We start from the raw sequence: 20,729 nt of genomic DNA, 5'->3' as shown, positions 1-20,729 counted from the left end.
AGAAGAATCTTGTTTGAACATGAAATGAATTTGTTACTTTTGAGGTTTTATTATTAATTAGACAACAATGCAACACGACAGTCAAATTTTTGAATTGATAAGAGCTGAAAAAGAGCGCCAAACTAATGGTTTGGAGTTAATTGCCTCTGAAAACTTTGTAAGTGAGCAAGTAATGCAAGCACAAGGTTCGGTTTTAACGAATAAATATGCTGAAGGATATCCAAACAAACGTTATTATGGTGGATGTGAGGTAGTAGATATCGTTGAGCAAATAGCTATTGATAGAGCTAAAGAATTATTTGGTGCAGAATACGTAAATGTACAACCACATTCAGGTTCTCAAGCAAATACAGCAGTGTTTGCAGCATGTTTACAACCAGGTGATACTATTTTAGGTTTTGATTTATCTCATGGTGGACATTTAACGCACGGATCACCTGTAAACTTCTCAGGAAAATTATACAATCCGGTGTTTTATGGTGTAGATAAAGAAACGGGATTAATTGATTACGATCATTTAGAAAAACAAGCTCAAGAACATAAACCAAAGTTAATTATTGCGGGAGCATCTGCTTATTCTCGTGATATGGACTTTAAACGTTTTAGAGAAGTAGCAGATAGCGTTGGAGCTATTTTAATGGCCGATATTTCTCACCCTGCTGGTTTAATTGCCAAAGGAATTTTATCTGATCCGTTACCACATTGTCATATTGTTACCACTACAACACACAAAACGTTACGTGGACCAAGAGGAGGAATGATTATGATTGGAAAGGACTTTGAAAATCCATTTGGATTAAAGTTAAAGTCTGGAAAATTAAAGAAGATGTCTACCTTAATTAATTCGGCAGTATTCCCAGGAAACCAAGGAGGACCTTTAGAGCATGTAATTGCAGCAAAAGCAGTTGCTTTTGGTGAAGCTTTATCTGATAATTTCTTAGAATATATTATTCAAGTACGTGAAAATGCTAAAGCAATGGCAGATGCATTTGTAGCAAAAGGATATGATATTATTTCTGGAGGTACAGACAACCACTGTATGTTAATTGATTTACGTAATAAAGATATTACTGGTAAAGAGGCTGAAGAGGCTTTAGGAAAGGCTGAAATTACCGTTAACAAGAACATGGTTCCTTTCGATACACAATCGCCATTTGTAACTTCAGGTATCCGTGTAGGTACTGCGGCGGTTACAACACGTGGTTTAGTAGAGGAAGATATGGTACAAATTGTTGATTTAATTGATGAAGCTATTACCAATGCCAACAATGACGAAGTATTAGAGCAAATAGGAGAGAAGGTATTTGATATGATGAGCTTTAGAAAATTGTTTGTATAACAACAAGCATTTGATATATTATAAAAAAGGCTACCGTTATGGTAGCCTTTTTTATTGATGCCATTCGGCAAGTAATTCTCTCCGTTGGGAAACTTTATAACTCTTTATGTTGAGTAAAGGCATAAATTTGAGTACATAACTTAGAAAAATTGCTTTTGAAAAAGATGTATATCGCGCTCATCGTAGCCGGAATAGAGTATTTTCTTATAAATTAAATAAGAAATTCGTTCATTTTTCATATCAAAAAAAGCCTGACACAATCAAGTGGTCAGGCTTTTGGGTTTTATATAGCGTACTATTATTTATTCTGCTTCGTTGGCTCTTTCTATAATGGTTGGTGGCAAGGCTTTTTTTGCTTTTGCACCCATTTTCTTTAGTTTTTCTACACTGGTAATTAAATTTCCACGTCCTTCAACTAATTTATTCATTGCCGCTGAGTAATCAGCTTTTGTTCCGTCTATTTTCTTACCAATATTGATTAAATCCTTTAACAATCCTTCAAATTTGTCGTATAAAGCTCCTGCTTGACGTGCAATTTCTAAGGCATTTCGTTGTTGCTTTTCGTTATTCCACATCGTATCTATGGTACGTAAGGTAGCCAGTAGCGTAGTAGGGGTTACAATTACAATATTCTTTTCAAAAGCTTTGTTATACAAAGTATTGTCTTCTGCTAATGCAACAGCAAATGCCGGTTCTATAGGAACAAATAGCAATACAAAGTCTGGCGATTCAATTTTGTAAATATCTTCGTATTTCTTTTCAGAAAGTTGTTCTACATGTCGTTTTAAAGAACCAATATGCTCTTTTAAGAAGCGTTCTTTCTCTAAATCGTCATCGGAGTTTACAAATTGCTCATAAGCCGTTAACGATACCTTAGCATCAACAATCATCTTTTTGTTATCTGGTAAATGAATCACCACATCGGGCATGATACGTTTACCATCATCATTTACAAAAGACTGTTGTACAAAATATTCACGATCTTTTTCCAATCCAGATTTTTCTAACACACGCTCTAACACCAATTCACCCCAATTTCCTTGAGTTTTAGAGTCTCCTTTTAAAGCTTTCGTTAAATTGATGGTTTCCTTGCTCATTTGAGCATTTAACTCTTTTAAACCTAGCAATTGCTCTTTTAAAGCAGAGTGCATAGAAATACTTTCTTTTTGGGTGTCTTCTACCTTTTTTTCAAAGGTTTGAATCTTCTCTTGAAGCGGATTCAAAATCTCTTTGATATTCTTTTTGTTCTGCTCTGTGAACTTATTGGATTTTTCATCTAAGATTTTATTGGCCAAATTTTCAAACTCTTTGGTGAATTTTTCTTGTAATTTGCCAACTTCTTCTTTGTTTTCGTTGAGTTTTAGCTGTAAATTCTTTAATTCTTCGTTTTTTCTAGCCAATTCTATCGAAGAAAACTCTTTTTCGCGACGTAACTCGTTGTTTTCCTTGGTTTTTTCTTCCAATTGTTTGGCAACATCTTCACGAAACTGTAATAAAGCCTTGTCTTTTTCTTGTTTTTGAATTTCTAGGTTGCTTACAGAAGCTTTTAAGCCATTATTTTCACTTTCTAGGGTAGTAGTAGCCTTTTTTAAAGCCAGCTTACCTAATAAGTTACCAATAATGATTCCAATGATAATCGCTATAATACCGATAATAAGATAGATAACAAGGTCTTGCATTCGTTGAGTTCTTTTAGACAAATATATCTGATTTTTTTTGATGTTTATACTGAAAACCGTATCATTGAGACTAAATATGAATACGCATGTTATCTAAATTTATCTTTTCGAAAGTATTAGGATGGAAGTTGGTAGGTGAATTTCCGAAAGATTTAAAAAAATACGTCGTTATTGGAGCGCCACATACCAGTTGGAAGGATTTTCCTATGGCTATTTTAGCCAGAAACTCATGGGGTACCAAAATTAACTTTATTGGTAAAAAGTCGTTATTTAAACCACCATTTGGCTTTATTTTTAGATGGTTAGGTGGAGCACCGGTAGATAGAAGTAAAAGCACCAACTTAGTTGATTCTATAGTCGCTATTTTTAATAGTAGAGAAGAGTTTCGTTTGGCATTATCACCAGAAGGAACCCGCCAGAAAGTAGAGGAGTGGAAGACAGGTTTTTACTATATAGCCAAAGGGGCGAATGTACCAATTATCATGTTTACCTTAGACTTTGGTAGAAAACAAATAGCGGTATCTGAACCGTATTATTTGACAGATGATTTTGACAAAGATTTGGCTTTTTTAAAAGACTACTATAAAGATGTTGTGGGAGCAACCCCTGAATTACAATAAGTTATGGGGATAAGAAAGGCTACTTTAGCCGATTATGATGCCGTTTGGAACATTTTTTCAAGGGTGATTCAAACAGGAGATACCTATGTTTTTAATCCGAATACACCTAAAAGAGACTTAGCAAAACATTGGTTTGCGAATTATATGGAAACCTTTGTATATGAGGAAGGTGTTCGTGTATTAGGAACCTATATAATTAAAGCGAATCAATTAGATTTAGGAAATCATGTAGCCAATGCAAGTTATATGATACATCCAGAGGCTCAAGGAAAAGGAATTGGAAAACAATTATGTGAACATTCTTTGGAAACGGCTAGGAATTCCGGATTTAAAGCTATGCAATTTAATATTGTAGTTAGCACAAACATTGGTGCTGTAAAATTATGGGAACGTTTTGGTTTTAAGATTATTGGAACTACACCAAATGGATTTAGACATGTACAACTTGGTTTTGTAGATACGTATATCATGCATCGATCATTAATTACTTAATTATTTAGAATTTTGTTTCTGGACATGGGGCTGAAGAAATGTTTTATGAGAGGAAAACAATTTGAGTTCATTTATACTCTATTTAACAAGTACAGAATGTAGTTTGTTCATAAGAAGTGGTAAGCTAAGAAAAATGAATAGCTAAGCGAAATTTACTAAAAAAATAGTTCATATTTAATGTTCATAACGTTTTAGCTCCTGTTATATTGATTTTAATACAGGAGCCATGAAAAAACATTAATTAATGATTCTTATCTTAAAATCGGTTGAGAAAACTTTACTTACGTTTTAATTTTAAAATTCAGAAATGTTTAGATTATTGGAACTACTGATTTAAAACCTAATACTCTCTTTAATATTTGTTATTTTTTTGTTGAAATTATTAAATCTCCGTTAAAAATAGCGTTTTCTATGGATATAACTTTAGATACGACTTCTCCATTTGTAATACTATTTTCCTTCAAATATAACTCTTCAGATTTAATTGTACCTTCCAATAATCCATTGTGAACTATTGACTTTCCTTTTAGGTTACCAATAATTTCTGCAGAAGCAGCAGTAACTATTTTCTTACAGGATATAATTTCTCCTTTCATTTTACCTTCAAATCTTATCGAATCAAAATCACTTTTAATTTTTCCATTAATTAAGGTATTTCTACTAAAAAGAGAATAACTGTATTCGTTTTTGTGCGGTTTCATTTTTTTTTAAAGAAGCTTACAGCTACTTCTCCTAAACATTCGGTAAAGAGTAAAGTTATTTCTCCTATTAACTTTAATAATGACTCTTCATTCGTTCCATTAATTTTTGAATCAGTCGATTTTTTTATAGGGGGATCTTCTATCTTGTTTGTGGGAACTCTCATTGTGTTTTCTTATAAATAGTAGTTAAACCTTTTATTATTCATCAATTTCCTTGAGATTAATTATTCGATAAATTTTCTTCTGATTACTTATAGAATTCTCAATTATTTTATAGGTAATTATAAATTTAACTCCGTGATAATATTCTTTACTTAAATCTATTTTACTTAAAACTTCGTTTGTTACTTGATTGAAAAATATAGTTTCTTTTTCTCCAGTTGCTTCTTCGGTAAATAAAAACTTATATTTATCGTCTTCAAAACCTAAATAGTATCCTGTTAACTGATCTTTGTTCTCTTGATTCTCTTGAGCTTTTGTAATTATCGAATTAAGTAGTAAAACAGATAAAAAAAGCATTTGAATTAGCTTGTTTTTCATATGAATAATAATGGTGAATTTATTTCTTAATAATTTCATAGTTTATATTAGTTAATATCTTTAAAGGAAAAACTTTAATTGTCTTACCATTATCAACATTAAAAGTTACAGCATCAACTTTCACTATTTCACCCTGAAATCCATCTATGATAATTTCTGTACCTATTTCGAGATTTTTTCTGCTGTATGAACCAGAAATAAAGCTTTCTAATATATTTCTTGATGCAAATCCAAAGGCTATTGCAAATGATAGAATAGTGGATGCTATAATTATGGTAAGGTTTTGATTGATTATTAATGTATCTACACCAATTTGATTCAAAGCGGTTATTACAACAAATATTAAGACTATATAAAAGGCCATTGAGCTTAATGCTTTTGATCCAGACATTTCTAATGAACTCATAGCTTTTAGAATAGTATGTTTAATAAAACGAGCAATATATAACCCAATAATAACAATGATTATTCCACTCAAAAGCTTAGGTATATATCTAAATAGCTCACCAATTTCTTGTGATACTATTGTCCATCCAAGGACGTTAGATGATACTACTAAGAAGAATAAGACAACGATCCAGTAAGAAAATTTAGAAAACAATGCTATTATTTCTGTTTTACTTTTTTCTTCATATTTATTATCATCTATAGATAATACACTACCCATTTTAGTATTACCAAATTTTGTCAATAAAGCTGATATAATTTTACTTATTATTCTAGCAACAATAATACCTATACAAATTACTAGGAGTGCTGCGGCTATATTTGGTAGAGATTGTGTAATTTTCTCCCAAAGGCTATAAAAAGAGCTTTTGAAAACTTCAGGCCAGTTTGTTAGTTCATTTTTCATTTTATTTCCGTTTATTTTTGTTTGTTATTAAATAGTGATATCAGCGATTTTCCAAAGGTTATCGTAAAATGTTTAAAAATAGCTTCAACTAAAAAGACTTTTTCAACATGCCACATAACATCATCTTTTACAGATTTAGGCGTCTTTATTTTGGTATTTATATTTTTAAATCCTTTGTCCATAACTAATATTCTTTGTTTATAAGTATATTACAGATATTAATTAATTTTTCTCTGGTTCGTTTTAACCTCATTTTTACAGCAGATTCGCCAATACCTAATATTTCTGAAATTGTTCTGATGTTCATTTCGTCAATATATTTCATCATGATAATTGTTCTTTCTTCTATGTTTAGTTTTTCTAATCCTTTCTCAAGAATTTCAGAATAGAAATTATTAAAAACATTTTCATCTTCTTCATAATAAACTTTTAACGGTATATCTGAATCTTTAAAGAAATTCTTTTTCTCTTTCCTATATTCATCTATACAATATCTGTACGTAACAGTATATAGCCAAGAAGAAAAGTATTCCGTCTCCTTAATTGAGTGCAACTCATATAAAATTTTAATAAAAATATCTTGTGTTGCATCTTTAGCTCTATTTTCATCCTGAAAAAAGCGAAGGCATTTAGCATAAACACGATCAGTATATCTGTCATACAATTCACCAAAAGCGCTGACATCTTTTTTACTTAAAAACTTTTTAATTAAGTAGATATCTGATTTTTTTCGAGCGAACATAAGAGGTTGATTAATTTATTCTTTAGACGGGCAAAAACTGTATTGGTCACTTTATATTCTATTTTTTTCAATGAAGCATATTTACGCTGTGAATTGATGAATGTTTTCCAGCAACCCCAATTGCGGGTATTATAGCGACATAAGCTTCTAATCTTTTTGTAATAGGAAAACTAGATTCTTTTAATTTGCCTAGCATGAGATCAATATTGAGTGAAATTGAAATACTTTTTTTATTTGTAGTAAAAAGACATTGGGTTTTTCCTAAATATTCATCCGAATTTTCAAATGCTATGGGGAAAACAAAACTATTGTTCCAGTTAGGAACTAATACAGGTGTATCTAGTTTTCCTTTTACATCATAAATAAAAGCATGTAGATAATATTCCATTTCTAATTGTAAGTCTATTTTATGACATTCAATTTCGATTTGGACATTGAGGTTAAATAATTTATTTCCTACTATTATTTCTTTAGGAATATTTGTTAATTGAACAGAATTTATTTTCGCCATAATATGAGTAAAAAGATGTTATTATAAGGACGATAATTGAATTGTTTGGTCACATAAAATTCATTAAGAGATATTGTTGTTTTTTAAAAAACCCACTCCAAGGAGTGGGTAGGGAATTGTAATGAAAAAGAAAATATTCTCTATTTTCAAATAGAGAAAAATGGTTGCCTTTTTTTAAAAAGCAGGGGAATCTCTTTTTAGACGATTAAATTATTATTTGGTCACACTTTAATTTTAAATATTGTGAGCTATTATTAAAATTTGGAATTAAACCTAATTTATTATTTAAAACCATTTCTTTTTTTTAAAAAATACAAGCATTGAAATTGTCACAATAATTATAATTCCCCACATATAAAAATATCCATATTCTAGTTTCAATTCAGGAACATTGTTAAAGTTAGTACCATATATACCTGCTATAAATGTTATTGGTATAAAGACTACAGAGAAAATAGTAAGAAGTTTCATAATTTCATTGAGTTTATAGTTAACATTTGTAGAATAGACGGTTAATTGTTCACTTAACATCATCTTATAATTTTCCAATGTTTCATATATTCTATTTATCAACTCATTAAGGTCATTATAAAATGGTTGTTCACGTTTTGTAATTAAGGGTGTTTTATAATTCTTAAAGTTATTAATTGTTTCACGAGCAGGTCTAATATTTTTTTTAAAATAATTAAGTTCTATTTTATTTTTATTAATGTCTTCTAGGACATTTTTGCTAGGATTAGATAAAATTCGATCTTCTAGTTCTTCTACATTTTCACCGAATATTTCTATTAAGTAATTATAGTTATCGATAATAACATCTAATAAGCAGTATTTTAAGTAACTGAGGTTATAACTTCTAATTCTACCCTTTTTATTCCTAATCCTTTCTCTAATTGGATCAAAAACATCTCCTTTTTTTTCTTGAAAAGTTAGTAATACATTTTTGGTTAAAAACATAGATAGCTGTTCAGAGTGTAATGTTTGATCTTTACCTAAGAACATCATTTTTATGACTGTAAAAATAAAATCATCCTCTATATCAGACTTTGATCGTACTCCAGTGTTAACAATATCTTCAATCAATAAAGAATGTATATCAAAGCGTTCACATATCATCTTAATCAATTCTACATCATGAATACCGTCTATATTAATCCATGCATTTTTATATTGGGATAGGTAACTAAAAATTTCTTCAATTTCTAATATTTCAATTTCTATAAATTGGTTATCATCAAAAGCAATTAGAGTAATATAAATATTATCCTGTTTTTGCGTACCTATAAATATTGGTTTGCCAGGGATTTCACTTTTATTCTTTTGACGGGTAGTAAATCTCATTTAATTTATAATTTTTCTATCTTCTATTAGTTTCTGCAATTTAGCCAATAGAATTAATTCAGATTTGTTTTTACTATTATTTGCATTACAAATTTTATAACAGGTATCCAAGAGTTCAATATTAACTTCATTATTAAAAAAGCTGTTATTAGTTAAGAAAAAACTTTTAAAAAAATCATAAGCTTTTTCTGCTGATAAATTACCATTAATTAAATTTCTCATAGTTTCATAAATTAACTCTTCACTATTAAATCCATATTCATTTGTAGCCCATTCTTCTTTTATAGCCCAAACTATTTCCTTTTTTTCTTGAATAGTTATGGTTTTGTCAATCATAGAGAAAGAATAAAAAAGGTGGGTGATTGCGATATAAAAATCTTCATTAAAATTTAAACTTTTCATGACATTTCTGGTAAAATTAGTAAAGGTATTTTACTACTAAAAGTAACTTTTTTAATAACATCTTCGTTTAATAATTTATTAAAGAAATTATAATGATGATTGATGAGAACTAGTAATTGTCCGTTAGATTCTTCCACATATTTTTGAAGAGTGTATGATTCAGATTCTTCCCAGCTAAGCTTTTTATAATGAGTTTGTAAATCTTGTAATAATTCTCTTAGATTTACTTTATGAGTTCTTTGCTTATTTGTTAAAGCCTCTTCGATAGAAAGATTTACAATTTCCACATTGCAGCGTTTCATATTACTCAATCTAATTAATGGATGAAGTTCTGTTTTATTAAAAGGTCTTTTATAGTTTGTAGAAAGGATAATCCTGTCTATATTTTTATACTTATATTCTGTAGGAACTACCAATATAGGTGTATAGTCAATTGCTCTGATTATTTTAACTGTATTCGTTCCAATAAAGGTTTGCGCCAAACTTTTGGCGCCTTTTGTACCACATATCACCAAATCAATTTTCTCTTCTTTAATAGTTTCCTTTATGGCATTTGTTAAAGAGTTAGAATCGGCAATAGCATGATATGAAAAACCTTTATTTTCTCTATTGAGAATATCAACCAAATATTTCAATTCATCTTCAATTTCATCGTCCATTTGACTAAACCATTTCTCATTATATTCCTCACTTAATAAGTAAGATCTTTCGCCTATATAAACATCCAATAAAAAGATATTTATATTCTGTTCTGCAAAAAGTTTTTTAGTATAATTTAATGCATTAATTGCTGTTTCTGAGAAATCATAAGGAATTAAAATATTTTTCATTTGATTTATTTATTAAATAATACTTAATATTTTTTTGTAATCATCAAAATCTATATCTGCATTAAATATATTCAATGATTTTTTTATAATAGATTTAGCAGAGTCTTCACTAAATCCTAATTGAATTGCGTATCGTAGGACTAAATCACTTTCTTCTTTATCAATTCTATGATCAGAAAGAATGATTTTAAACAAATCTAACAAACGCTCAAGTCTATCATCTATATTGTTTTGAGGTATAATTGGATATTTGTTTGGAGCTTTTAGGACTTCTTTATATTCTTCCTCAGTTATATCCAATTTTTTAACAAACCGATTAATGATTAATTGTTCATCCGAGTTCAATTCACCATCTACTAATGCTATATTTAATATTGCAGAAAAGTGTGCCATATTGTTTCTATGAATACTTGATTCAAAAAGATCTATTATTCCCATTGTTTATTTTTTAGTTATTTACATAAAAATTTCACCTTTCTCTTTAAAGGTTTTAAATTCAATATGATAGTTGTTTGGATCCTGAACGAAAAACGAACTTTGTTCTCCATTTTGATCTTCAAAAAACGTTGTTTTAATAATTGTGTCAGTAGACCATCTATTTATTCTATCATAAATACTTTCCCAGTTTTCATAGTTTAGTATAATACCAAAATGAAATGTCGGTAATTGATTATCTTCTAAAACATAAAATGGGTATTGGAAAGTATATTCCTCTACTTTAACAAAAGTTAATTGCGTTCCGTATAGATTAAAATCTACCCATTTACTAGTAGATCTACCTATTTCTAGTCCTAATTCTTCCGTATAATACTGTAAGGTCTCATTTAGATCCTTACAAGGAAGGGATATGTGAAAGTTTAATTCCATAATTAAGTTAATTCTAAATCATCTAATCTTAAAACGATAAAATCTTCATCGTCTAAATCCTCCATAATTTCAGTATAGTACAATTGAAATTTTTTTCCTTTGAATTCTAATGTTCTTAAATCGTATTTTTCTAAAACTTTTTTATTTACTTCTTCAAAAACAATTTCATCATGTTCATCATTTTGAGTATTTCTGAAATAATAGTACCCACTCTCGTGACGTAAAAACACTCCTTGAGTATTTGCATCTTGAAAAGAACTGTAATATCCCATCCGTAATGGTTTAAAAATATTCATTATCAAAATCGTTAAACGATTCTCTGTCTTCGGAATAATCTTCTATAGTTTGATTAAGTTGTTTGTTAATCTTGACTAAGTAAATTGTATCCTCTGTTTTAACCTCTACAGCTTTTGTGGTTTGTCCTTGAGAGTTTTGAAAGGAAATAATATCTTCATACTCATATCCATCTGGATATTTTGCTACTAATAAATCTAATATATTAGTTGTTAGCTTACTATATTCAACAATAACTCTTTTCATTTTACATGTTTAAAAGATACGCAAAAATTAATGGAGCAACAATAGTGGCATCACTTTCAATAATGAATTTTGGAGTATCTATGTCTAGTTTACCCCAAGTGATTTTTTCATTAGGAACTGCTCCAGAATAAGAACCATAACTTGTTGTCGAATCTGAAATTTGACAGAAATAGCTCCAAAAAGGAGTGTTTTCTTGTTCCATATCTTGATAAAGCATTGGTACTACACAAATAGGAAAATCGCCAGCAATTCCTCCTCCAATTTGGAAAAAGCCAATTCCATTGTTCGAATTATTAGTATACCAATCTGCTAAAAAGGTCATGTATTCAATTCCACTTTTCATCGTAGAAGCTTTCAATTCTCCTTTTAAAACATAGGAAGCAAAAATATTTCCCATAGTAGAATCTTCCCATCCTGGAACTACCATTGGTAAATTCTTTTCAGCTGCAGCGTACATCCAAGAATCTTTAATATCTATTTCATAATATTCTTCTAATACTCCTGATAATAATAATTTGTACATAAATTCATGCGGAAAATAGCGTTCTCCATTTTTTTCAGCATCCTTCCAAATCTTTAAAATATGCTTTTGTAATCTTCGAAAAGCTTCTTCCTCTGGTATGCAAGTGTCTGTTACTCGGTTTAAGCCTTTTAATAATAAATCCCATTCATCTTGAGGCGTTAAATCACGATAGTTTGGAACTCTTTTATAATGAGAATGTGCCACTAAATTCATGATATCTTCCTCCAAATTGGCTCCTGTGCATGAAATAATGTGCACTTTGTCTTGACGAATCATTTCAGCAAAAATTTTTCCTAATTCCGCAGTACTCATAGCACCAGCTAAAGAAATTAACATTTTAGCTCCTTGTTCTAATTGAGTTTCGTAACCTTTGGCAGCATCTACTAACGATGCTGCATTAAAGTGTAAAAAGTATTTTTCTATAAAATTTGTAATTGGTTTGTTCATTTTTATAATATTTTTTCGATTAAAACTTGTACGATTTCAAATAAGATAAGAAGGATGATTATCCATTCTAGCATGCTACTATATTTATGATGGATGATATCACTAAATAGGTCTAAATTTTCTTTTATTACGTTTAGACTATTTTCAATACCCTGATGTCTTTTTGCAACATCCAGCTCATCTTTTAACTTGTAATCTAAAACTGACAGTTCTTTGTCACTCCAAGCTACTTCTGGTGAGTCAAATACAAACAAGTTTTCGGCTATGTTGTTTTTTAGATTTAAAGTTCTGCCTATAAACTTGCGCATTTTTGTTTTTGATAGTTTAAAGTTTCCTGTGTGCTCAAGCTGTCGAGAATACACCATGGTTTTCTCATGCAAATCAGAAGCCTTGTTCACATAATTCATTAGCGCTACTGATTGTGCCAAATTCAACATAATAATATGCGCTATATCATCATGGAGCTCTTTAATTTGTATACTTCCAAAATCAACTTCTATATCGTCATTTATGGTTATTTCATACTCTTCAGAAAGCATTGTTTCCATATTGTTTTTAGTTCCATTTAAATACTCTAAAACAGTTACTATTTCAAAATTCTCACAATTTAAAAACACTACACTGCCATAGTTTTTTAAGTAGATGTAAGATTCCTTATTTGTTTTATATAGAATAAAAGTATGCTCCCTTTTTAACAATTGATACTTGGAAAACCAATTTCGGATTCTACTCAGATCTATTTGAACTTCTAAATGATATGCTTTGACTAACATTTTTAATATTCTTCGTATTCGTCTTCTCTAAACTTAGAGATAGCTTTATGTTCCTTTTTGTCTTCTTCATCTTCATCTTCTTCGTTTAAGTAAAACTTATAGCTTAACATCTTGTAGTATAATTTGGCCATTAAAAAATCTGATGATTTATCAAGTTCATTGGGACATAGCTCTACAATATCAAATCCTACAACGTTTCTTTCTTCAAAAACGCGACGTAAAAAATCTAATGTTTCATACCAAAGTAATCCTCCTGGCTCTGGTGTTCCAGTACTAGGCATAATTGATGGGTCTAAAGCATCTAAATCAAATGTTATAAAGATATTATCAGTTAATTGATCTAGTACATCGTCAACCCAATCTTCATTTACAGCCATGTCATGTGCAAAGAAAACTTTTTCCATGTTCATTGAGGATTTTTCAGAGACGTCCATACTACGAATACCTACTTGTACTAAATTGGTGTTTTGACTTGCTTCATAAACTGCACAAGCATGATTACAAGTCGAACCTTCGTATTCTTTTCGTAAATCGGCATGAGCATCAATATGTAAAACAGAGATGTTATTAAAACATTCGTCAAAGGCACGGATAGTACCTATAGATATAGAATGTTCTCCACCAACAATAGTTACAAACTTCTTTTTATTAATGTATTTTTTTACTTCCGAATGTACTGCCTCTACCATCGCTTCTGGTGAAGAATTTTCAGTTATAGCTTCCGTTAAATACACTCCTTCTTTATATACTTCGCTATTGGTTTCGATATCGTATAATTCCATATTTTCTGATGCTTGTAAGAATGCATCAGGCCCTTTATCTGCACCTTTTTGCCAAGTACTAGTACCGTCATAAGGCACAGGAATAAGTACAATATTTGCTTTTTCTAACTTTGCGTATTGGTCTGGTATACCAGCGTAATTTTTCGTGTTCATTTTAGTTTTAATTGTTGTGTTATTACTCTTAAAATTTTCAGAATAACTAAACGTTTTAATACCCAAGAATTGATAAAAATTCTTCACTTTTTTGTTGATCTTTAAACAGTTTGGTTGTGAGCTTTCCATTTTCGTTTATGTCTATTAACACATGTTTTGGGTGTGGAATTAAACAGTGTTGTAATCCGCCAAAACCTCCAATAGTTTCCTGATAGGCTCCCGTGTTAAAAAAGCCCACATATAGTGGTTTTTCTTTCTCGTAAACAGGAAGGTAAATTGCGTTAGTGTGCTGCTCTGAATTGTAATAATCATCACTATCACATGTTAATCCACCTAGTAAAACTCGTTCATATTTATCATTCCATTTGTTCACAGGAAGCATAATAAATCGTTTATTAATAGCCCAAGTATCTGGCATTGTGGTAATAAAAGATGAATTGATCATGTTCCATCTTTCACGGTCGTTTTGCTTTTTTTGATACAATACTTCATAAATTGCTCCACTTGCTTCGCCTACTGTAAAGCTTCCAAACTCTGTGAAAATATGAGGAACATCAACTTTTGCTTCTTCACAAGCTTTGTTTATTTGGTTAATGATTTCATCTACCATATATTCATAATCATAGTCAAAAGCTAATGAGTTTTTAATTGGAAACCCTCCTCCAATATTTAAGCTGTCTAAGGATGGACATACTTTTTTTAAGTTGATGTATACTTTTAGACATTTTAATAACTCATTCCAATAATATGCGTTGTCTTTAATACCTGTATTGATAAAAAAGTGTAGCATTTTTAGTTCTACCTGTGGGTTATTAGCTATTTCACGTTCATAAAATGATACAATGTTTTTATAGCCAATACCCAGTCTGCTTGTATAAAACTCAAATTTTGGTTCTTCCTCTGAAGCGATACGAATACCAACTTTGAACTTGCTTTTTGTCTCATCTAATAGCAAGTTAAGTTCTTCATAATTATCAATAATTGGAATACAATTTGAATGTCCTCCGTCAATTAAACTGATAATGTTTGCTATATATTGATCTCGTTTAAAACCATTGCATAGCACATACGCGTTGTCTTTAAGTTTTCCTTCATTTTTTAGTGCTTTAACAATATCGATATCAAAAGCAGATGATGTTTCAATATGAATGTCATTTTTTAGTGCTTCGTCTAACACGTATTTAAAATGTGAACTTTTAGTACAGTAACTGTAATTATATGTTCCTTTATAATTGTGTTTTTCAATAGCATTTGAAAACCATTGTTTTGCACGGTTAATGTTTTCTGATATTTTAGGAAGGTAGGTAAACTTTAAAGGAGCCCCATACTGGTTTACTAATTCCATAATATCAATGTTGTGAAAAAATAAATTGTTTTTTTCTGTATGAAATTCCGCTTGAGGAAAATCAAATGTTTGCTCTATTAAATCTTTATATCTAGTATTCATTTTTTAGGTTTATTTTGCTTGAATTTCCTGTACGGACAGATAATTCAAAAAATGGTTTCGGCATATTGCTGAAACTTTTTTAAATGCATTGGAAACAAACGTTACTGCTACCTTGTAGCGAGTTTGTTATAAAAAAATAAAATGATACTTAGACTCGTAGTGCTAAACAACCACCGCACTGAATGTCAAAATTCAGTGGTAAAGAGTATTTTTTTGAAGATGAAGACACCTTAATTTTTTCGTTGTATTTTCCTAATACAAAACAACCTTTTGTCTTCTCATAAAAGTTGTTTACGAAATAAGCAAAACGTAACATTTAACTTATCTAATAAGATTGCGGTAAATGTAAACTATTTTTTAATACAAAAAACTTTTTTAATATTTTTTTTAAAAAAAATAACTAATTGGTTATTTGGGAGTTATTAATTCTATTCCTTTATATAAGATGATAATATTAGGAATAGTAATATGTTTATTGTCTTCAGGTAGAAAGAGTAGAGTATAAAAACCTGTAATATCTTTTACTTCACCTGTTAAATCATAATCTTTATCCAGAATTTTTATTGTATTTCCAATACGCATAGGATGATAAAAGAATAGAATAATACTTGCAGTTAGGTTTGATAACATTGACCATTGAGCAAAAAAACCTACCCCTAAAACAGCTAATATTGATGTAGCAAATACACCAAATTGTTTAAACTCAATTCCTAAAATTAACAAGAGTAGAAAAAATGAAGTAATAAGATAAAAGAGATAAAACAAATTAAGAATTAATTTTCTTCTATGTGGTTCTATTGAATTTTTAACAATATAGGATTTTGTTAATCTTTTTGTTAGGCTTATTACCGTAAATAAAGCTAATAATAGTATGGAAATTTGAATAACTATAGTGTACATTTTTTTGTATGCTTAAAAAACCTCATTCAATTTGAATGAGGTCTGTTTATAAAAATTATTCAACTAGTTTTAAAGATTCTAAGATTAACTCCATGGAGTAATCTTCATCATCTTCAGATTCGACTATTGAATAAATGATTTCGAATTTTTTACCTATTGTGATTTCTTCATCTAATTTAAATTCTATTATAAACTCCTTTTTAACTTTTTCGAAAGTGATAGTTTCTACCTCTCCATTGGTGTCAAAAGAAAAACTGTATCCCATTTCATCAAATCCTTCATATTTTCCAATTATTTTAATAGGATCAAGTGTATTATAATAAGTTAAGACAGAACTTGCCATTAATATTGAAGATAAAACAGCTATAAGCGTAAACTTTAAAAATTTAATATTCATTTCCTTTTAGTTTTTAATTAATAATAATAAATCTTGGAAATTAACCACAACAAGTCCAAGTTGCTTTTAGCAAAAATTAAACGATAATTATGCTCGTGGTTCAAAGGAAATGATGTTACATAAGCTTCAATTTTATATAATCAAAAATACTCTTTAATTTTAATATAATTAAAAAAAAATATTTAATTTTTTTTTATGAAAATAATATTTTTCAATACGTGTTTAATTTGTTGGTTATTAAGGGTTTGAAGTGTGTTTAAATGTTTTTGGATTTTATATACAACTAATTGTTTTTTGGCGTATTATTGGAAAGATAAAATAATTAAATAAAACAAAATGAGAGAAGAAATTAAAGTTATATTACCAGGTACTTTTGAACCTGAGAATCACTGGTATGAAAAGTCGCTTAATGCAACTATACATCCAATGGTAAGCTATTTTTTAAATCTTTCAACGGATCGAATTGTAAAAAGATATTGTCATTTAAACCCAAAAGTTAACCCTGATGATTTAAATGAAATCTTAAGATATAAACCAAGACATTATCATTTATCTGGAGCTGATTTATTGCATGTAACTACAGAGAAAGGAAAAAGACAAATGGTGATTATTGAAAATAACTCTTGTCCGTCAGGTCAAAAATCTATGCCATTACTTAATGAGTTTGATGAGCAGGGAGGATATAAAAAGTTTATGGAACAAACGATTAAACCTTTATTGAAAAAGAAGGTTAATGATGCTGTGGCAGTTATTTATGATAAAAATTTTATGGAAGCCTCTGGTTATGCTCATGCAATGGCCGATGTATTAAAAAAAGAAGTTTTTCTAGTTCCTTTTTACAACCAATTAGATAAATCCCATATTGACACAAGTGGAGACTATATCCAATTAAAAATAGATGGTAGTTGGATAAAGTTAGGGTTGGTTTTTAGATATTTAACTCAAAAACCATGGAATAGATTACCTATTAGTTCGAAAACAAAAATTATAAACCCGACAATAGTTTGTCTAGCAGGAGGTAGAAATAAAATGATAGCATCAAAAGCTTATTCATTCTTCAATGCTGAGCTGTTAAACAAAAATCTTAAAATTTTGACTCCGCATACCATTTGGGATGTGAATAAAAATGAAATTCCACTGTGGGTTAATAATATGGGAGGAAAGGCAGTTGTAAAAAATCCTTATAGCAATGCAGGACAAGGGGTATATACTATCGTTAATGAGAAGGAATTAACAGACTTTATGGAACTTGATTTTGATTATGATAAATTTATAGTCCAAAGTTTAGTTGGGAATTATAATTGGAGTTCTGTTACTTCTGAAGGAAAGTTTTATCATGTTGGAACTGTTCCAAACCAAAAAGGGCAGTCTTATGTACTAGATTTTAGAATGATGATTCATGGCACAAAAGAAGGCTATAAACCACTATCTATTTATTCTAGACGAGCAAAATCCCCATTAAAAGATGTGTTAGAAGATGGGAAAGCGTCATGGGATATATTAGGAACTAATTTATCTTTTAGGAAAGAGAATGGAGATTGGGGGTCAGATACTAATAGATTGTTACTAATGGAAAGAAAAGAGTTTAACAATTTAGGGATAGGTTTAGATGATTTGGTTGAAGCCTATATTCAAACAGTATTAACGTCCATAGCAATTGATAAAATGGCTATAAGGTTGATTAATACAAAAGGAGGTTTTAAGAGAAAGTTATTTAAGTCGTTAAATGATGATGAGCTATTAATTAAGGAAATTCTATAATGGCAAAAAAGTTTAAGAAAATACCTGTCATCAAAAGAATCAAGATAGATTCATATGAGAAAAACACATTATCATATAGATGGTTACATATAGTATCGAATGGTATTGGTCAGCCTGTTTATGTTCCGATAATTGTTGGAAGAGGAGTAGAGGATGGGCCAACACTTGGAATAACGGCTGTAGTCCATGGTAATGAATTAAATGGAATGCCAGTTATTCAGCGTCTATTTAACTCAATTGATTTGGAGAAACTATCAGGAACTATTATTGGTGTTCCTGTAGTTAATGTGCCTTCTATTTTAGTTAATGAACGACGTTTTATTGATGGAGAAGACTTAAATAGAATTATGCCTGGAAATAAAGAAGGGAATAGGAGTCAAGTTTATGCTAGTAGGGTTGTGAATAGAATAGTTAAAAATTTTGATTTTTTATTAGACCTACATACTGCAAGTTTTGGAAGAATTAATTCCTATTATATTAGAGCAGATTTATCTTCTAAAGTAGCTAAGCAGTTAGCGATGATTCAAAATCCTCAAATTATTTTAAATGCACCTCCGAAAGATGGAACTCTTCGAGGAGCGGCGGCAGATTTAGGTATTGATTCAATAACTGTTGAAGTAGGTGATCCAGATAAGTTTCAGAAGGGAATGATTCGGTCTGGTTTAACAGGGGTTTATAATACATTATCTTTTTTAAATATGTATGATACCGAGATGGAAGAAGCTGAAACCCCTGCTATTATATGTAAAAAATCATATTGGATTTATAGCCACGTAGGAGGAGTTCTTCAAGTACATTCTCAACTAACTCAAAAACTTAAAAAAGGAGAATTAATAGCAACAGTTCGTGATGTGTTTGGTAGGGTTTTAAAGGAGTATTATGCTCCAGAAGATGGAATAGTTATAGGGAAAAGTATTAATCCAGTAGGGCAAACTGGTAGTCGAATAATACATTTAGGAATATTGTAACGTTAGGTATAAAAACATATATAAAATTGCAGAAAAATCTAAATTAAATATGTCATTAACTCCTATTTTATTTTGTCTCATCAATGATTAATTTAATCGTAATAACCTTATACTTGACTATATCTCCTGATTTACTTTTTTATAAAAGTTCTTTACGTTTCTTATAAAACAAACGTTCTTGTTCTGCTTGATTTAAAGCTTTATCACTCTCTATAATTTGTTCTTCAGTAATTGAATTTAAATCTTCCCAATTAGCTTGCTCATATTTATAAAGTAACTCATTTAAAGCTTTACGAGTTTCTTTAGCCTCTATATTTTCTTTACTTAATAAACGTAGATTTCTACTAATAATATTTGCTCTCTGGAATGTTAATTCATCTTTGATTATTCCAGAATTAATCAATTTCTTTGCTTTAATAATCATTTCCATTTTCCATAAGTTTATTTATCAAGAATATTATCTAAATAATTGTTTTAATAAGGAATATATAATAAAGATAGTTATTTTCTTACCATTTAATATAGACAAGTTGAATTTTATAAGGTTAGTATTTTATATAGTTCATTAAAATATATTTCTTGTTGTTTAGTTTCTGTTAATGGCTTATTTTAAGGTGTTTTGTTAATAAAATAGACTTTACTATTTTATCATCAACTAATGTAAATTTACATTTACTTTTAAAATTGACAATTTTCTTAAATTGATACGAAAATATTTATTAAGATTATGAATCGATTTTAATTATTGGCATCATTATTTCATCTACATTATATCCTCTAGCTTGAGCCCCATTAATAATCATAGCTATTTGCTCTACTAATTGATCTCTTTGACTTTCTAATTGAATTATTTTTTTCTTTAGTAATTCATTTTGTTGCTTTAAAGTGTTTCTCTTTTTTTTACCTCTAATATCTAACCCTGCATTATTAAGTTGAACCTCTTTCGCCTTTCTAATCATTTCTGCTCTATGCTTAACAGCTAATGTTCCTCTGCTGTTAAGCCCTAATCGTCTTTGTAAGTTAGACCTAGTTATTGGAGCAAGCTTATATCCCGTATCTATCATTTTGTCTAACTCTTTCTTAAGACTTAAGTCCAGGGCTTTTCCTCTTAAATTCTTCAT

At 29.5% G+C, this 20,729-nt stretch carries 28 protein-coding genes; 5 read left to right on the top strand and 23 right to left on the bottom strand.

Annotated features, from left to right (window positions below):
* The first annotated feature begins 67 nt into the window (after nucleotides 1–67).
* Complete coding sequence (gene glyA / locus ABNT22_RS10295; protein WP_348716944.1) at nucleotides 68–1,339, top strand: serine hydroxymethyltransferase; 1,272 nt, start codon at nucleotides 68–70, stop codon at nucleotides 1,337–1,339.
* A 302-nt stretch (nucleotides 1,340–1,641) separates the two neighbouring features.
* On the opposite strand, the gene rmuC is transcribed toward glyA, so the two are convergent.
* Nucleotides 1,642–3,018 (bottom strand): DNA recombination protein RmuC, encoded by a 1,377-nt coding sequence (gene rmuC / locus ABNT22_RS10290; protein WP_348716945.1) that lies wholly within the window; start codon nucleotides 3,016–3,018, stop codon nucleotides 1,642–1,644.
* Between the two features lie 80 nt (nucleotides 3,019–3,098).
* Between rmuC and ABNT22_RS10285 the strand changes: the two genes are divergently transcribed.
* On the top strand, nucleotides 3,099–3,638 hold the full coding sequence (locus ABNT22_RS10285) for a lysophospholipid acyltransferase family protein (protein WP_348717615.1): 540 nt from the start codon (nucleotides 3,099–3,101) through the stop codon (nucleotides 3,636–3,638).
* 3 nt (nucleotides 3,639–3,641) lie between these two features.
* Nucleotides 3,642–4,130, top strand: a complete 489-nt coding sequence (locus ABNT22_RS10280) for a GNAT family N-acetyltransferase (protein ID WP_348716946.1) — start codon at nucleotides 3,642–3,644, stop codon at nucleotides 4,128–4,130.
* A 362-nt stretch (nucleotides 4,131–4,492) separates the two neighbouring features.
* Here the strand turns inward: ABNT22_RS10280 and ABNT22_RS10275 are convergent, their stop codons facing one another.
* The 20 genes from ABNT22_RS10275 to ABNT22_RS10180 all read right to left on the bottom strand — a co-directional run bounded on the left by ABNT22_RS10275 (nucleotide 4,493) and on the right by ABNT22_RS10180 (nucleotide 16,879).
* Entirely contained in the window at nucleotides 4,493–4,831 is a 339-nt protein-coding gene (locus ABNT22_RS10275) for a polymer-forming cytoskeletal protein (RefSeq protein ID WP_348716948.1), read from the bottom strand.
* Nucleotides 4,828–4,995 carry a hypothetical protein gene (locus ABNT22_RS10270; RefSeq protein ID WP_348716950.1) on the bottom strand — a complete coding sequence of 56 codons (168 nt, stop codon included), beginning with the start codon at nucleotides 4,993–4,995 and terminating at the stop codon, nucleotides 4,828–4,830. The genes ABNT22_RS10275 and ABNT22_RS10270 overlap by 4 nt, the downstream gene beginning before the upstream one ends.
* Before the next feature lie 34 nt (nucleotides 4,996–5,029).
* Nucleotides 5,030–5,410: a hypothetical protein gene (locus ABNT22_RS10265; protein WP_348716952.1), complete on the bottom strand. Its 381-nt coding sequence runs from the start codon at nucleotides 5,408–5,410 to the stop codon at nucleotides 5,030–5,032.
* A complete protein-coding gene (locus tag ABNT22_RS10260) occupies nucleotides 5,391–6,224 on the bottom strand; it encodes a mechanosensitive ion channel family protein (protein WP_348716954.1) in 834 nt (277 codons plus the stop codon). The genes ABNT22_RS10265 and ABNT22_RS10260 overlap by 20 nt, the downstream gene beginning before the upstream one ends.
* Nucleotides 6,225–6,235: 11 nt before the next feature.
* Nucleotides 6,236–6,406: a hypothetical protein gene (locus ABNT22_RS10255; RefSeq protein WP_348716956.1), complete on the bottom strand. Its 171-nt coding sequence runs from the start codon at nucleotides 6,404–6,406 to the stop codon at nucleotides 6,236–6,238.
* A 2-nt stretch (nucleotides 6,407–6,408) separates the two neighbouring features.
* On the bottom strand, nucleotides 6,409–6,966 hold the full coding sequence (locus ABNT22_RS10250) for an RNA polymerase sigma factor (protein WP_348716958.1): 558 nt from the start codon (nucleotides 6,964–6,966) through the stop codon (nucleotides 6,409–6,411).
* A gap of 67 nt (nucleotides 6,967–7,033) precedes the next feature.
* Nucleotides 7,034–7,477 (bottom strand): hypothetical protein, encoded by a 444-nt coding sequence (locus ABNT22_RS10245; protein WP_348716960.1) that lies wholly within the window; start codon nucleotides 7,475–7,477, stop codon nucleotides 7,034–7,036.
* Nucleotides 7,478–7,762: 285 nt separating this feature from the next.
* Nucleotides 7,763–8,818 (bottom strand): magnesium/cobalt transporter CorA, encoded by a 1,056-nt coding sequence (gene corA, locus ABNT22_RS10240; RefSeq protein ID WP_348716962.1) that lies wholly within the window; start codon nucleotides 8,816–8,818, stop codon nucleotides 7,763–7,765.
* A complete protein-coding gene (locus tag ABNT22_RS10235) occupies nucleotides 8,819–9,220 on the bottom strand; it encodes a hypothetical protein (RefSeq protein ID WP_348716963.1) in 402 nt (133 codons plus the stop codon).
* Nucleotides 9,217–10,050 (bottom strand): universal stress protein, encoded by an 834-nt coding sequence (locus ABNT22_RS10230; protein ID WP_348716965.1) that lies wholly within the window; start codon nucleotides 10,048–10,050, stop codon nucleotides 9,217–9,219. The genes ABNT22_RS10235 and ABNT22_RS10230 overlap by 4 nt, the downstream gene beginning before the upstream one ends.
* A 12-nt stretch (nucleotides 10,051–10,062) precedes the next feature.
* Nucleotides 10,063–10,488, bottom strand: coding sequence for a TerB family tellurite resistance protein (locus tag ABNT22_RS10225; protein ID WP_348716967.1), 426 nt, complete (start codon nucleotides 10,486–10,488; stop codon nucleotides 10,063–10,065).
* A gap of 18 nt (nucleotides 10,489–10,506) precedes the next feature.
* On the bottom strand, nucleotides 10,507–10,917 hold the full coding sequence (locus tag ABNT22_RS10220; RefSeq protein ID WP_348716969.1) for a VOC family protein: 411 nt from the start codon (nucleotides 10,915–10,917) through the stop codon (nucleotides 10,507–10,509).
* 2 nt (nucleotides 10,918–10,919) lie between these two features.
* Nucleotides 10,920–11,213, bottom strand: coding sequence for a hypothetical protein (locus tag ABNT22_RS10215; protein WP_348716971.1), 294 nt, complete (start codon nucleotides 11,211–11,213; stop codon nucleotides 10,920–10,922).
* Nucleotides 11,200–11,457 (bottom strand): hypothetical protein, encoded by a 258-nt coding sequence (locus tag ABNT22_RS10210; RefSeq protein WP_348716973.1) that lies wholly within the window; start codon nucleotides 11,455–11,457, stop codon nucleotides 11,200–11,202. The genes ABNT22_RS10215 and ABNT22_RS10210 overlap by 14 nt, the downstream gene beginning before the upstream one ends.
* A gap of 1 nt (nucleotide 11,458) precedes the next feature.
* Nucleotides 11,459–12,427 carry a deoxyhypusine synthase family protein gene (locus tag ABNT22_RS10205; protein WP_348716974.1) on the bottom strand — a complete coding sequence of 323 codons (969 nt, stop codon included), beginning with the start codon at nucleotides 12,425–12,427 and terminating at the stop codon, nucleotides 11,459–11,461.
* Between the two features lie 2 nt (nucleotides 12,428–12,429).
* Nucleotides 12,430–13,200: an RMD1 family protein gene (locus ABNT22_RS10200; RefSeq protein ID WP_348716976.1), complete on the bottom strand. Its 771-nt coding sequence runs from the start codon at nucleotides 13,198–13,200 to the stop codon at nucleotides 12,430–12,432.
* Nucleotides 13,201–13,202: 2 nt separating this feature from the next.
* Complete coding sequence (speB, locus tag ABNT22_RS10195) at nucleotides 13,203–14,135, bottom strand: agmatinase (protein ID WP_348716978.1); 933 nt, start codon at nucleotides 14,133–14,135, stop codon at nucleotides 13,203–13,205.
* Nucleotides 14,136–14,190: 55 nt separating this feature from the next.
* The gene (locus ABNT22_RS10190) at nucleotides 14,191–15,582 is read right to left on the bottom strand and encodes an arginine decarboxylase (protein ID WP_348716979.1); all 1,392 of its coding nucleotides are present in this window, start codon (nucleotides 15,580–15,582) and stop codon (nucleotides 14,191–14,193) included.
* Nucleotides 15,583–15,990: 408 nt separating this feature from the next.
* A complete protein-coding gene (locus tag ABNT22_RS10185; protein WP_348716981.1) occupies nucleotides 15,991–16,482 on the bottom strand; it encodes a mechanosensitive ion channel domain-containing protein in 492 nt (163 codons plus the stop codon).
* 55 nt (nucleotides 16,483–16,537) lie between these two features.
* Nucleotides 16,538–16,879: a hypothetical protein gene (locus ABNT22_RS10180; protein ID WP_348716983.1), complete on the bottom strand. Its 342-nt coding sequence runs from the start codon at nucleotides 16,877–16,879 to the stop codon at nucleotides 16,538–16,540.
* 336 nt (nucleotides 16,880–17,215) lie between these two features.
* Here ABNT22_RS10180 and ABNT22_RS10175 point away from each other — a divergent pair, with 336 nt between their 5' ends.
* Nucleotides 17,216–18,640: a hypothetical protein gene (locus tag ABNT22_RS10175; protein ID WP_348716984.1), complete on the top strand. Its 1,425-nt coding sequence runs from the start codon at nucleotides 17,216–17,218 to the stop codon at nucleotides 18,638–18,640.
* Nucleotides 18,640–19,608, top strand: a complete 969-nt coding sequence (locus ABNT22_RS10170; RefSeq protein ID WP_348716985.1) for a succinylglutamate desuccinylase/aspartoacylase family protein — start codon at nucleotides 18,640–18,642, stop codon at nucleotides 19,606–19,608. The genes ABNT22_RS10175 and ABNT22_RS10170 overlap by 1 nt, the downstream gene beginning before the upstream one ends.
* A 139-nt stretch (nucleotides 19,609–19,747) precedes the next feature.
* Here ABNT22_RS10170 and ABNT22_RS10165 read toward each other — a convergent pair whose 3' ends face one another.
* Both ABNT22_RS10165 and ABNT22_RS10160 read right to left on the bottom strand, forming a co-directional pair.
* Nucleotides 19,748–20,038, bottom strand: a complete 291-nt coding sequence (locus ABNT22_RS10165) for a hypothetical protein (RefSeq protein WP_348716986.1) — start codon at nucleotides 20,036–20,038, stop codon at nucleotides 19,748–19,750.
* 295 nt (nucleotides 20,039–20,333) lie between these two features.
* On the bottom strand, nucleotides 20,334–20,729 hold the full coding sequence (locus tag ABNT22_RS10160) for a hypothetical protein (protein ID WP_348716988.1): 396 nt from the start codon (nucleotides 20,727–20,729) through the stop codon (nucleotides 20,334–20,336).

The sequence above is a fragment of the Tenacibaculum sp. 190130A14a genome, assembly GCF_964048965.1.
Taxonomy (GTDB): Bacteria; Bacteroidota; Bacteroidia; order Flavobacteriales; family Flavobacteriaceae; genus Polaribacter; species Polaribacter polynesiense.
Note: the sequence above shows the minus strand (reverse complement) of the source record. Positions and strands in the feature narration are given on the sequence as shown.

What these genes read in the sequence shown, in the direction of transcription:
- glyA (WP_348716944.1), top strand. Translation starts at nt 68, where the DNA reads ATGCAACACGACAGTCAAATTTTTGAATTGATAAGAGCTGAAAAAGAG.
- rmuC (WP_348716945.1), bottom strand. Translation starts at nt 3,018, where the DNA reads ATGCAAGACCTTGTTATCTATCTTATTATCGGTATTATAGCGATTATC.
- ABNT22_RS10280 (WP_348716946.1), top strand. Translation starts at nt 3,642, where the DNA reads ATGGGGATAAGAAAGGCTACTTTAGCCGATTATGATGCCGTTTGGAAC.
- ABNT22_RS10275 (WP_348716948.1), bottom strand. Translation starts at nt 4,831, where the DNA reads ATGAAACCGCACAAAAACGAATACAGTTATTCTCTTTTTAGTAGAAAT.
- ABNT22_RS10270 (WP_348716950.1), bottom strand. Translation starts at nt 4,995, where the DNA reads ATGAGAGTTCCCACAAACAAGATAGAAGATCCCCCTATAAAAAAATCG.
- ABNT22_RS10265 (WP_348716952.1), bottom strand. Translation starts at nt 5,410, where the DNA reads ATGAAATTATTAAGAAATAAATTCACCATTATTATTCATATGAAAAAC.
- ABNT22_RS10260 (WP_348716954.1), bottom strand. Translation starts at nt 6,224, where the DNA reads ATGAAAAATGAACTAACAAACTGGCCTGAAGTTTTCAAAAGCTCTTTT.
- ABNT22_RS10255 (WP_348716956.1), bottom strand. Translation starts at nt 6,406, where the DNA reads ATGGACAAAGGATTTAAAAATATAAATACCAAAATAAAGACGCCTAAA.
- ABNT22_RS10250 (WP_348716958.1), bottom strand. Translation starts at nt 6,966, where the DNA reads ATGTTCGCTCGAAAAAAATCAGATATCTACTTAATTAAAAAGTTTTTA.
- ABNT22_RS10245 (WP_348716960.1), bottom strand. Translation starts at nt 7,477, where the DNA reads ATGGCGAAAATAAATTCTGTTCAATTAACAAATATTCCTAAAGAAATA.
- corA (WP_348716962.1), bottom strand. Translation starts at nt 8,818, where the DNA reads ATGAGATTTACTACCCGTCAAAAGAATAAAAGTGAAATCCCTGGCAAA.
- ABNT22_RS10235 (WP_348716963.1), bottom strand. Translation starts at nt 9,220, where the DNA reads ATGAAAAGTTTAAATTTTAATGAAGATTTTTATATCGCAATCACCCAC.
- ABNT22_RS10230 (WP_348716965.1), bottom strand. Translation starts at nt 10,050, where the DNA reads ATGAAAAATATTTTAATTCCTTATGATTTCTCAGAAACAGCAATTAAT.
- ABNT22_RS10225 (WP_348716967.1), bottom strand. Translation starts at nt 10,488, where the DNA reads ATGGGAATAATAGATCTTTTTGAATCAAGTATTCATAGAAACAATATG.
- ABNT22_RS10220 (WP_348716969.1), bottom strand. Translation starts at nt 10,917, where the DNA reads ATGGAATTAAACTTTCACATATCCCTTCCTTGTAAGGATCTAAATGAG.
- ABNT22_RS10215 (WP_348716971.1), bottom strand. Translation starts at nt 11,213, where the DNA reads ATGAATATTTTTAAACCATTACGGATGGGATATTACAGTTCTTTTCAA.
- ABNT22_RS10210 (WP_348716973.1), bottom strand. Translation starts at nt 11,457, where the DNA reads ATGAAAAGAGTTATTGTTGAATATAGTAAGCTAACAACTAATATATTA.
- ABNT22_RS10205 (WP_348716974.1), bottom strand. Translation starts at nt 12,427, where the DNA reads ATGAACAAACCAATTACAAATTTTATAGAAAAATACTTTTTACACTTT.
- ABNT22_RS10200 (WP_348716976.1), bottom strand. Translation starts at nt 13,200, where the DNA reads ATGTTAGTCAAAGCATATCATTTAGAAGTTCAAATAGATCTGAGTAGA.
- speB (WP_348716978.1), bottom strand. Translation starts at nt 14,135, where the DNA reads ATGAACACGAAAAATTACGCTGGTATACCAGACCAATACGCAAAGTTA.
- ABNT22_RS10190 (WP_348716979.1), bottom strand. Translation starts at nt 15,582, where the DNA reads ATGAATACTAGATATAAAGATTTAATAGAGCAAACATTTGATTTTCCT.
- ABNT22_RS10185 (WP_348716981.1), bottom strand. Translation starts at nt 16,482, where the DNA reads ATGTACACTATAGTTATTCAAATTTCCATACTATTATTAGCTTTATTT.
- ABNT22_RS10180 (WP_348716983.1), bottom strand. Translation starts at nt 16,879, where the DNA reads ATGAATATTAAATTTTTAAAGTTTACGCTTATAGCTGTTTTATCTTCA.
- ABNT22_RS10175 (WP_348716984.1), top strand. Translation starts at nt 17,216, where the DNA reads ATGAGAGAAGAAATTAAAGTTATATTACCAGGTACTTTTGAACCTGAG.
- ABNT22_RS10170 (WP_348716985.1), top strand. Translation starts at nt 18,640, where the DNA reads ATGGCAAAAAAGTTTAAGAAAATACCTGTCATCAAAAGAATCAAGATA.
- ABNT22_RS10165 (WP_348716986.1), bottom strand. Translation starts at nt 20,038, where the DNA reads ATGGAAATGATTATTAAAGCAAAGAAATTGATTAATTCTGGAATAATC.
- ABNT22_RS10160 (WP_348716988.1), bottom strand. Translation starts at nt 20,729, where the DNA reads ATGAAGAATTTAAGAGGAAAAGCCCTGGACTTAAGTCTTAAGAAAGAG.